The organism is Nonlabens sp., assembly GCF_018401815.1.
GTDB lineage: Bacteria > Bacteroidota > Bacteroidia > Flavobacteriales > Flavobacteriaceae > Nonlabens.
Window position 1 is genome coordinate 386,373 of sequence record NZ_JAGYKG010000001.1, and the last position, 11,303, is coordinate 397,675.

General features: G+C 38.7%; 10 protein-coding genes. 9 read left to right on the top strand and 1 reads right to left on the bottom strand.

Translation table 11 applies throughout. The features are described from left to right. Nucleotides 1-17: 17 nt before the first annotated feature. Nucleotides 18-380, bottom strand: a complete 363-nt coding sequence (locus KG732_RS01805; RefSeq protein ID WP_213520622.1) for a Na(+)-translocating NADH-quinone reductase subunit F — start codon at nucleotides 378-380, stop codon at nucleotides 18-20. A 124-nt stretch (nucleotides 381-504) separates the two neighbouring features. On the opposite strand from KG732_RS01805, the gene KG732_RS01810 reads away from it, so the two are divergent. From KG732_RS01810 to KG732_RS01850, 9 genes are all read left to right on the top strand, one after another. Continuing rightward, nucleotides 505-3,453, top strand: coding sequence for a GH92 family glycosyl hydrolase (locus KG732_RS01810; protein WP_213520624.1), 2,949 nt, complete (start codon nucleotides 505-507; stop codon nucleotides 3,451-3,453). A 31-nt stretch (nucleotides 3,454-3,484) separates the two neighbouring features. Further along, nucleotides 3,485-4,930 carry an aldehyde dehydrogenase gene (locus KG732_RS01815; RefSeq protein WP_213520626.1) on the top strand — a complete coding sequence of 482 codons (1,446 nt, stop codon included), beginning with the start codon at nucleotides 3,485-3,487 and terminating at the stop codon, nucleotides 4,928-4,930. A 377-nt stretch (nucleotides 4,931-5,307) separates the two neighbouring features. After that, nucleotides 5,308-5,865: a transposase gene (locus KG732_RS01820; RefSeq protein ID WP_213520628.1), complete on the top strand. Its 558-nt coding sequence runs from the start codon at nucleotides 5,308-5,310 to the stop codon at nucleotides 5,863-5,865. A gap of 23 nt (nucleotides 5,866-5,888) precedes the next feature. Next, nucleotides 5,889-6,173, top strand: a complete 285-nt coding sequence (locus KG732_RS01825; protein WP_213520630.1) for a hypothetical protein — start codon at nucleotides 5,889-5,891, stop codon at nucleotides 6,171-6,173. Nucleotide 6,174: 1 nt separating this feature from the next. Then, nucleotides 6,175-6,465, top strand: a complete 291-nt coding sequence (locus KG732_RS13135) for a type II toxin-antitoxin system RelE/ParE family toxin (RefSeq protein WP_213520632.1) — start codon at nucleotides 6,175-6,177, stop codon at nucleotides 6,463-6,465. Then, nucleotides 6,462-7,670: an NAD(P)/FAD-dependent oxidoreductase gene (locus KG732_RS01835; protein ID WP_213520634.1), complete on the top strand. Its 1,209-nt coding sequence runs from the start codon at nucleotides 6,462-6,464 to the stop codon at nucleotides 7,668-7,670. The genes KG732_RS13135 and KG732_RS01835 overlap by 4 nt, the downstream gene beginning before the upstream one ends. A 250-nt stretch (nucleotides 7,671-7,920) precedes the next feature. Continuing rightward, nucleotides 7,921-9,435: a 2,3-bisphosphoglycerate-independent phosphoglycerate mutase gene (gene gpmI / locus KG732_RS01840; protein WP_213520636.1), complete on the top strand. Its 1,515-nt coding sequence runs from the start codon at nucleotides 7,921-7,923 to the stop codon at nucleotides 9,433-9,435. A gap of 4 nt (nucleotides 9,436-9,439) precedes the next feature. Next, nucleotides 9,440-10,054 (top strand): thioredoxin family protein, encoded by a 615-nt coding sequence (locus KG732_RS01845; RefSeq protein WP_213520638.1) that lies wholly within the window; start codon nucleotides 9,440-9,442, stop codon nucleotides 10,052-10,054. 77 nt (nucleotides 10,055-10,131) lie between these two features. Next, nucleotides 10,132-11,202, top strand: coding sequence for a hypothetical protein (locus tag KG732_RS01850; RefSeq protein WP_213520640.1), 1,071 nt, complete (start codon nucleotides 10,132-10,134; stop codon nucleotides 11,200-11,202). Nucleotides 11,203-11,303 lie beyond the last annotated feature (101 nt).

Sequence of the window (11,303 nt, forward strand, 5' to 3'; positions counted from 1 at the left end):
AATTTTAAGGTGCAAGGCTATTTGATTTCTATCAATCCTGCAAAATTCACCACAAAATCATCTTCATGATGCACTGGCATTTCATAATCTCGAGAATTGGCGAGACCTACTCCAGCATAATAGGTAGTGGCCTTATATTTATTCCCATGATCGCGCATCATATGAAGTAATTTCTCATCATAATGTACTGGATTTGCAGGATAAGTAACTGCACGAACGACTACAAAATGTAAAAATTTGTCTTTTAATGCTACAAATTGAGGGTCTTTTTTAGGCTTAGAATTGATTGATAAAAACTCAAATCCCAACTCTTCCATTTCTTTTCCTACGATATTCATGGCTAGTTGGTGTAATTCCTGTTCTGATAGTGGTGTTAACATGATACAAAGATAAAGTTCATAGCTTAATTAAGAGTTAAAGTTATGCCGCTTTCGCGAAAGCGGTATTAAAGCAAACAAAGAAAAACCTTTTCCATATCTTTAAGCCTTATACTTTAATCATAACATGAAAACCATATTTTATCTCTTTTTAATTGTTATCACCACAACTATTTCTAGCTGCAAAGAAGACTCTAAAGTCGATTCTTCCCCTGCCAGCGCAGACCGATCAGTGACCGAATATGTCAATACGTTTATAGGAACTGGCGGCCATGGGCATACCTATCCAGGAGCAACTATGCCTTTTGGTATGATGCAATTGAGTCCTGACACACGTCTTGACGGGTGGGATGGCTGTAGCGGTTATCACTACAGTGACGATGTGATATACGGATTTTCACACACCCATTTAAGCGGTACTGGCGTGAGTGATTATGGAGATATTCTTCTCATGCCTACCGACAAAGCAGTCTATAATAACGGCGCGGATGGCATGGAGGGGTATTCTTCAAAGTTCTCTCATGATAAGGAGAATGCCAGTCCTGGGTATTATGAAGTACATCTGGACGATACCGACATTGATGTGCGATTAACAGTTACTGAACGAGCAGGAATGCACGAATATCAATTCCCTTCTTCAAAGAATCAATTTGTAATTCTGGATTTAGAGCATAGAGATAAGTTGATAGAACACGATTTACAAGTTACTTCAGCAACAGAAATTTCTGGAAAGCGTTTTTCTAGCGCGTGGGCAACCAATCAACTATTGTATTTCTATTTGACCACGTCTCATCCTATTAAAAACTGGGATACAAAACAGGAGGTGACTCCTAAAAAAGTAGCTCTAAATTTTGACAACCCAAACAATGAACCCGTCAGCATTAAAATAGGAATTAGCGCAGTAGATGAAGCTGGAGCAAAACAAAACCTAGAAACCGAAATAGGCAACAACGATTTTGAAACTATTAAAAACCAAGCTAACGCCTCTTGGGAAAAGCAACTGAATAAAATTGTAATAGAAGACACAAATTACGATAACAAAGTCAACTTTTACAGTGCTTTGTACCATACCATGATAGCTCCCAATTTGTATCAAGATGTGGATGGACGTTATCGCGGTATGGATCTAGAAATTCATAAAACTAAAGACTTTGATTACTACACTGTTTTCTCGATGTGGGATACCTATAGAGCGGCTCATCCTTTATACACGATTATAGAACAAAAACGCACCAAGGATTTTATCCAAACACTAACGGCCAAATACGATGAAGGTGGCATTCTTCCTATTTGGGATTTGAGCGGTAATTATACGGGCTGCATGATCGGTTATCACGGGGTTTCCATCATTGCAGATGCTTATTTAAAAGGGATCAGAGATTACGATGTAGACAAAGCTTTTGAAGCCATGCTGTACAGTGCTGATCAAGATCAACTAGGATTAGAATCTTATAAAAAATACGGCTTTATCCCCGTAGAATTAGAAAGTGAGTCGGTTTCTAAAACACTAGAATATGCCTATGACGACTGGACAATCGCACAAATGGCAAAAGCTATGGGCAATGAAGAAAAGTATGCTGAATTTACTCGGAGGGCACAAAATTATAAGAACATGTACAATCCGGCTACTGGATTTTTACAAGGTCGTTACCGCAATACATGGTTTGCTCCTTTTAAACCAGAAGAGGTCAACTTCAATTATACAGAAGCAAATGCCTGGCAATACAGTTTGTACACCCCACAAGATGTTTCTGGACACATCAAGTTAATGGGAGGTGATGCCGCTTATGAAAAACACCTCGATCATATGTTTACTGCAAAAATGCAAACCTCTGGCCGCCATCAAGCCGATATTACTGGATTGATAGGTCAATACGCCCATGGAAATGAGCCTAGCCATCATATGGCATACTTATATAATTTCATTGGCAAGCCTCATAAAACTCAGGAAAAAGTCCATGAAATACTCACCACTCTATACCACAACGCTCCAGACGGCGTTTCTGGAAATGAAGATTGCGGTCAGATGAGCGCTTGGTATGTATTGAGCGCACTAGGTTTTTATCCGGTGACTCCAGGAAGCAACCAATATATTATTGGAACGCCATTATTTGACAAAGCGACGATTAACCTAGAAAATGGTGAGCAGTTCACCTTTATTAAAAATGGAGCTGGCCCGTATATAGAAAGTATCGCTTTCGCGAAAGCGGAAAATGATTCCAAGACCTCTTCACGTTCGATTTCCAAATCATTTATCACTCATGATATGATCACCAAAGGGGGAGCACTGGTCTTTGAAATGAGTAAAGAACCCTCGTCCTGGGGAACAGCAATGGAAGACCGACCAGTAACTGCTATTGCTACAGAATTAATTACCGCAGTTCCTTATATAGAAACTGGAGCTATTTCCTTTTCTGACACAACCACAATTACGCTGAATACGATTGACACAGATGCAGAGATATTTTACAGCATCAATGGCAGCCAATTTGAATTATACGAAAGCCCTATACTTATTTCAGAACCTATAAAGCTCTCAGTTAATGCGGTAAAAGACCACAAAATAAGCCATACCCTTACCACCGACTTTTACAAATACGACAAGAATATGTCCGTCGTATTAGAGCATACCTATGCAAACGAATACAGTGCTGGAGGTAACGATGCCTTGATAGACGGTATGAAAGGAACCCGAGATTTCCGCTCTGGATCCTGGCAAGGAACACAAAAAGAAGATGTCATAGCTACAGTAGATTTAGGAAGTTCCAAAGAGATACAACAAGTCAGTAGCAGTTTCTTAAAAGACCAACGCAGCTGGATTTTCTATCCCAAAGAAGTCATCTTTGAACTCTATGACGAGAATAAAAAACTCCTCAAAACAGTATCAGAAAAACTGCCTGAAACTGGCAAAGAAGAAATCGTTGGTATTCATGATGTCCTCATTAAAACCTCAGTAAAAAATGTGCGTTTTGTAAAAATGAGAGCTGTTACTTATGGTAAACTACCAGAATGGCATTTGGGGCATCCTTATGATGGGACTGCGTGGATTTTTGTAGATGAACTAACAGTGAAATAATTAAGAGTTAAGAGTTAAGAGTTAAGAAAAAATGGACATAAAAAATTTCATCAATAACGAAGAACAAATTCCTTTATCAGGATTTTGGTTGGATAATTACGAACCCGCATCAGGAACTATTTATGGAGAAATCCCTAACTCTAACGAAGATGACGTAGAGAATGCGTATCAAGCGGCAAAAACTGCTTTCCCTTCTTGGTCCAATACCAGTATTGATGAACGTTCTAAAATCATGTTGCGCATTGCCGACTTGATAGAAGAAAACCTAGAAGATCTGGCTGCAGCAGAATCTCGTGATAATGGAAAGCCTCTTTGGCTCGCAAAATCAGTTGACATACCTCGAGCCTCTTCTAATTTTAGATTTTACGGGCATGCCATTACTCAATACGCTACTAAAGCTCATGAAAGTGTTGGCAAGAACTCCATGAATTATACGCTACGCAAACCAATAGGTGTGGTAGGTTGCATCTCTCCGTGGAATTTGCCTTTGTATTTATTTACTTGGAAAATTGCTCCAGCCATCGCCGCTGGAAATTGTGTGGTAGCTAAGCCTAGTGAGGTCACTCCTGCCACTGCTTATTTATTGGGCGAAATCGTTAAAAAAGCAGGTCTTCCTGCTGGTGTGCTCAACATCATTCATGGAAATGGAGCGAGCTGTGGTCAGGCAATTGTCGCGCATCCAGATATCAAAGCCATCAGTTTTACTGGAGGCACCACTACTGGCGCGCACATTGCAAGAACTGCTGCACCTATGTTTAAGAAACTTTCTTTGGAATTGGGAGGTAAGAACCCCAACCTCATTTTTGCAGACTGTGATTATGATAAAATGCTAGACACCACCGTGCGTTCCTCCTTTGCCAATCAAGGTCAGATCTGTCTTTGCGGCAGCCGTATTTTTGTGCAGCAGGAGATTTATGAGCGTTTTAAAACAGACTTTGTTGATCGTGTAAAGAATCTGAGAGTAGGACCTCCAGACCAGTCTAATACCAAAGTTGGTCCAGTGGTCAGTGCTGGTCATAGAGAGAAGATTGAGGAGTACCTCGCTTTCGCGAAAGCGGAACCAGAAAACTACCGCATCTTAACCGGCGGAAACCGTGTCATCGTAAAAGAATATGAAAACGGTTATTACCTAGAGCCCACCGTAATCGAAGTTTCTTCCAACGACTGTAAACTGAATCAAGAAGAGATCTTCGGCCCTGTAGTCACCATCATGCCATTTACAGACGAATCTCACGCACTCGAACTCGCAAACGGGACCAAATACGGATTAAGCGCCACTTTATGGACCAACGATTTATCCAGAACCATGAGAATGACCCAAGAAATCGAAGCCGGAATTGTATGGGTGAACACCTGGCTGAATAGAGATTTACGCACTCCTTTTGGCGGCGTAAAAAACAGCGGTGTAGGCCGTGAAGGAGGTTTTGAAGCTTTGGACTTCTTTACCGAACCTAAGAATGTCTGTATAGAATATTAAAACCCCGACCTCATCCAGACGATGCTAACTCGAATAGTTGAAAGGTCAAGTCGCCATTCCAGACGATGCCAACACCAATAGTTGGCATGTCGGATCTCGACAATTTCGCTCTAAAAAACCTTTTAGAAACTAACACACCAAGTATTCTTCTTGGCAGGTTTAGTTGACATCGAAAACCCTAAATACAATCTCGTACACGAATTCAAGATTTAAAACAAACCTTTTTTAAAATCAGCTTCCCTACTTGATCCAGACGATGCCAACACCAATAGTTGGCATGTCGGGTCTTAATTATCCTTTTTAAATTAGAAACTAACATGCCAAGTATTCTTCTTGGCAGGTTTGGTTGACTTGAAAGATGTTCCTACCTTGTTATTATGTACGATAGAATCGAAAAAGATAAATATTACCACATCTTCAATCAAGCAAATGGCATGATTGATATTTTTAAGGAATCTCGTAATTATCCTTTCTTTATCGATAAAATGGAAAAACATCTTGCCCCAGTTTGCGAGATTATCGCTTTTTGTTTGATGAAAAACCATTTTCATCTGGTTGTTAAAACAAAAGAAGTAGAAGAAACTCTAATTTCAAGAGCCTTTGCAAATTTATTTATAGGTTATGCAAAAGCATATAATAAAGCCTATAATCGTTCGGGGAGTCTATTTAAAAAGCCTTTTAAAAGGAAACTTATAGCATCAGAAACCTATTTAAAAAATGTTATTTTATATGTGCATTGCAATCCAATTAAGGATGGATTTGTAGAGGACATCATTAGTTACCCTTGGTCTTCTTACAATGAAATTTTAGATGATTTAGCCACATTTATAGAACGTGACTTTGTTCTAGAATTGTTTGATGATTCCACTAACTTTGTTGCCGCTCATAGAGCTTATCAATTAAACACCTCTTTCACTCCTACTTTTGAGGAGTAAATTATAAGTAGTAACTTTATAACATGAAAAACGAAGAACTGAAAAATAAAATTATCTTATCGATAAAAAAAATAGATAATGAAATTACTTTGTTAGAAGTTCTTAGGTTATTAACCTCTAACAGAGCAGATGGCTCGAGTTTAGGTGAACCTGAAACTAGCTATGGACAGATCAATTCTTTAAAAAACGATCCTATCGTTTCTGATTCATTCTATAAAATTTTAGATAAAGAACGTGAAGATATGATCAAGCATCCTGAATTGGCTGTAGAATGGTCTAAGGCTGAAGATTTAATTTTCGGAGATTAAGTTGGATTATTCATTAAATTATTCTCGTAGAGCAATTCAAAAATCTAGAGAAGCTTATCTATTCTACAAAGATCATAGTCCAAAAGTTGCCCAAGAATTCAAAGAAGCGTTGAAAATCCATAGGGAACTATTACTACAAAATCCTCATGCATTTCAAGTTTCTAGAGCTCCTTACCGTGAGCTTTATTTAGGTAAAATTCCATATCTAATTATTTACTCAATTCACTCAACAACAATTTCAATTCACAGTATATTTCATACTTCTAAAAGCCCAAGTAAAAAACCAAATTGAATCACTACAACACCATAATCATAGGCGGCGGCGCAGCTGGATTTTTTACCGCTATCAATCTGGCAGAGCAGACCAGTAATCATACTATTGCGATATTGGAACGCGGAAAAGACGTACTCCAAAAAGTGCGTATTTCAGGTGGAGGAAGATGCAATGTCACCCATGCCGAGTTTGAACCAAAACCCCTATCCCGCAATTACCCACGAGGAGAGAAAGAACTATTAGGTCCGTTTCACAGTTTTATGACAAGTGATACCATTGCTTGGTTTGAAGAGCGTGGTGTAGCATTAAAAATTGAAGAAGATGGACGTATGTTTCCGGTTTCTAATTCTTCACAGACCATTATCGACTGTTTTCTCTCGCTTGCGCAAAAACACCACATAGATATTCTTACCAGCAATAATGTGGCCTCAATCGAGAAATCAGATTCTTGGAAATTACATACTAAAACAGATTCTTTTACTTGTGACAATCTTGTAGTCACCGCAGGAAGCAGCCCTAAAGTTTGGGAAATGATGCGTCAACTAGATCATACGATTGTAAACGCAGTCCCTTCCCTTTTCACCTTTAATACAGTCGACAAAAAAATAATTGAGTTGGCAGGAATAGCTCTAGAAGCTAGCGTAGAAATACCTCAATTAAAGCTAGAATCTCAAGGACCTTTATTGTTTACCCACTGGGGATTTTCGGGGCCGGCCATTTTAAAAATGAGTGCTTGGGGTGCAAGAGTACTACATGAATCAGATTATAAATTTGATTTGGTGGTGAATTGGTTGAATTTTATTTCTGCTCAAGAATGTTTTGAAACTTTAGCCGCAAGAAGAAAAGACAGCAAAAAGCAAGTAGGTAACGAGTGGTTGTTTGATTTGCCTAAACGACTTTGGAAGTATTTAGTAGAACCCATAAGCCTTTCAGAAAAAAACTGGGCAGATTGTTCCAACACCGACCTTCAAAATCTAGCCACAGTATTAACAGCAAGTACATTTGCTATCAATGGAAAAAGCACTTTTAAAGAAGAGTTTGTCACCGCAGGTGGTGTGGATTTAAAAGAAGTCAACTTCAAGTCTTTTTCTTCAAAAAAACAAGATAATTTGTATCTCGCAGGAGAAATCCTAAACATAGACGCCATTACTGGCGGCTTTAATTTTCAAAATGCCTGGACCGGTGGCTGGATGATTGCACGGGAAATAGGCAGTAGGCAGTAGGCAAAATCGCATTGACTTTTTTAAAAAAGTCAATGCGATTTTTATGTGTTTATGAAAAGAAAAAATATCCTTATAAATTTTACCGCTTTTGGGAACTATTCTTTAGTGGTATTTCTCTATGAAACGCTGAGACTGATGCCATAAACTAAAAATATCGCAATCGCTTTCGTAGAAAAAGATTCAATCAGTTCCCTTATTTAGAGCTAAAAAGCTACGTTTTCCGTAATTTAGGAGTTCAAATTTTGACACATTGAATAAGCAAACGATTTTAATGATTCTCGACGGTTGGGGAATCACACAAGACCCAAAAGTAAGTGCTATTGCGCAAGCAAAGACTCCATTTATTGACAGCCTATATAAGAAATACCCTCATGCCACCTTGCGCACTGACGGTGAACACGTAGGACTTCCTGAAGGACAAATGGGCAATAGTGAGGTAGGTCACATGAATCTCGGCGCGGGTAGAATTGTCTATCAAGATCTTGCCAAAATCAATAAAGCCATAAAAGACGACACGCTTAAAGAGGAGAAAGTGCTGGTGGATGCCCTCGCTTTCGCGAAAGCGAACTCTAAAAAAGTACATTTCTTAGGATTGCTATCTGATGGTGGCGTTCATGCGCACATCAATCATTTAAAAGCATTGCTAGAGGTAGCGAGCGAGCATGAAGTAGAAGAGGTTTTTATACACGCATTTACTGATGGCCGCGATGTAGATCCTAAATCTGGCGCTGGACATGTGGAAGATTTGATGAATTTCATAAGCGGTACCAATGCACAGTTAGCATCTGTTACTGGTCGTTATTTTGCCATGGACAGGGACCAACGCTGGGATCGTGTAAAGAAAGCTTATGATGTCATCGTGCACGGTATGGGTCTTCCTACACATGATCCTGTTGCAGCGATAAAAGAGAATTATAAAAATGGTGTTACTGATGAGTTTATAGAACCTATAGTGGTACTCAACGGCACTGAACCTGCAGGTTTAGTAGAAGAAGGCGATGTGGTTATTTTCTTTAATTACAGAACCGACAGAGGTCGTGAACTCACCCAAATGTTATCCCAAAAAGATTTTCATGAGCAAAATACACATGCGCTGGATCTTTACTATGTCACCATGACCAAATATGATGACAACTACAAAAACATCAAGATCATCTTTGAAAAAGACAACCTTAAAAACACACTAGGAGAAGTCCTATCTGCTGCTGGGAAAAAGCAAATACGTATTGCCGAAACAGAGAAGTATCCACATGTGACCTTTTTCTTTAATGGTGGTCAAGAAGAACCTTTTCATGGAGAAACCAGATTGATGTGTAACTCTCCTAAAGTCGCCACTTATGATTTGCAACCAGAAATGTCTATAGATTGTGTTTCTAGCAGTATCATTCCAGAGATTAATAAAAAAGCAGCCGATTTTATATGCCTCAATTTTGCCAACCCAGATATGGTTGGTCATACCGGCTCTATGCAAGCAGCTATAAAGGCATGTGAAGCGGTAGATACAGCAGCAAACGAAGTCATTACCGCTGCCATTGAAAACGATTATACGGTAATCGTTATCGCAGACCACGGAAATTGCGAGGTGATGCTCAATGCAGATGGATCTGTAAATACAGCACATACCACTAATCCTGTACCGATTATCATAGTCGATAAAGATATTAAACAAGTAAAAGACGGGATTCTAGGTGACATCGCTCCTACTGTATTAAAGTTAATAGGAATACAACAACCAAGTGAAATGACGCAAAAACCATTAATTTAGTAGTATGAAAAAGATATATATACTTCTTGCCGCGGTAACACTTACTGCTTGTGGAACTCAAAAGGCTTCTACAGAAAAAACGACTACCACGACTACAACTACAATGGAAGAGAAGATAAATGCTGCTAATCAAGTAGATGGCACTCTTGATATAGGTGCTTCTTATGCAAAAGATGCCTCTGGAAATCTAACTGGAGTCGTTCAAAAGGATGCTTTTATGCAGGCACCTTACAACTCTTGGTTCAATAGTAGACTAGAAACTTATGAGGCCGATCAAGAAACAATAGATGCTCTTAAATTAGCTCTTAAAGATGTAGAGATAAGAGCTTATATGGGTACTTGGTGTGGTGATTCCAAAAGAGAAACCCCTCAATTTTATAACATTCTTGAGGCAGCCTATTTTGATATGAATCAACTTACCATGATCACGGTGGATCGTTCTAAAAAAAGACCTGTAAATTTAGTTGCTGATTACGACATCCAGCGCGTTCCTACTTTTATCTTTTACCGCAACGGTACAGAAATAGGCCGCTATGTAGAACGACCTAGGGAATCTCTGGAAAAAGACATGTTGAAGATTGTTACTGGTCAAGAATACAAACATTCTTACGATAACTAGAACCCATAATTTTATAATTTAAAACGAGGAATTCCTATTCCTCGTTTTTTTTATATCTTGACTATAAATTAACCAACTTGAACCTTCACTTCTCAAATCGCTATGTGCTCAACGCCACGCTCATTATTTGCTGGTTAGCCACCGCTTTTATAGGTTTTAATGGTTTTTTTAAATCTCATGATTTACTGACGGTTTCCTTATTTGATTATCAAATTCCGGATACGTTGACTTTTTTGCTAGCTCTAATGATGTTTGCGTTATCAGTTACAGGACTATTTATTAATGTAAGAATAGCCAAGTGGCTGCTTGTTATTTCAGTCCTTTTATATCTGGCCCTTATTGTCTTCGACTTACACAGATTGACTCCATACATGATTGTCTATCTAGGTGTATTTGCGGCACTTATTTTACTCAAATACGACTCCAGTATTTTATATACGGCATTATTGATCATCGCTTCTGGGGTCTATATATTTAGCGGTTGGCACAAACTCAACATAGATTTTGTCATAGATATTGCACCGCGCTTTTGGTTGTATTCCTTGCCATTTAACTACACTAATGCCATAGGATATGGTTTTGCCATTATAGAAATAGGTTCTGGGTTATTACTGCTGTTACCGCTTACGCGAAAACTTGCTTGCATCCCACTTCTCTTGATGCACATTCTGATTATCTGGAAACTAGGACCTTTGAAACTGGACTGGAACTCTATCGTATTGCCGTGGAATTTCTTGATGATATTGATCTTAATTTACCTATTTAGAAAAAGTGAGTTATCGACGTTTAGAATAGGTTCTGCTCAACCGATGATAATTGTTTTAGGAGTTTTCTTTTGGTTGTTACCCGCGCTTTCACAAATCATATGGATTCCAGAAAACTTAAGCATGATGTTGTATTCGGGAAAATCAAAAAACGGTTATCTCGTAGTAAATAATCATCTGGATCGATTATCGCCTTACGATGAAATTCCTGAGAAAGAAAAAATGCTCATTAGTCTGCAACGTCTTTCCATGGAAGAACGCGGTATTGCCATACATCCCGAATTAAAGATTTACGATAAAATACTAGAAAATTTCAAGTCCCAAATCCCGCAAACAGACCGTATTTATTATATGCCTCCCAATAAAATAGCCCTAAAACTATGAACGCCTTCAATAGTAAAAAAAGCTTAGTTTATTTAAGGAGCAATGGACTCCTAAAATTATAGGGGAACTCAACGGCAAACAGGTAAAACTAGCCAAGCTTC

Bases quoted from the DNA above. Each gene is read 5' to 3' on its own strand.
- KG732_RS01845 (WP_213520638.1), top strand. From the start codon at position 9,440: ATGAAAAAGATATATATACTTCTTGCCGCGGTAACACTTACTGCTTGT.
- KG732_RS01805 (WP_213520622.1), bottom strand. From the start codon at position 380: ATGTTAACACCACTATCAGAACAGGAATTACACCAACTAGCCATGAAT.
- KG732_RS01815 (WP_213520626.1), top strand. From the start codon at position 3,485: ATGGACATAAAAAATTTCATCAATAACGAAGAACAAATTCCTTTATCA.
- KG732_RS01825 (WP_213520630.1), top strand. From the start codon at position 5,889: ATGAAAAACGAAGAACTGAAAAATAAAATTATCTTATCGATAAAAAAA.
- KG732_RS01810 (WP_213520624.1), top strand. From the start codon at position 505: ATGAAAACCATATTTTATCTCTTTTTAATTGTTATCACCACAACTATT.
- KG732_RS01820 (WP_213520628.1), top strand. From the start codon at position 5,308: ATGTACGATAGAATCGAAAAAGATAAATATTACCACATCTTCAATCAA.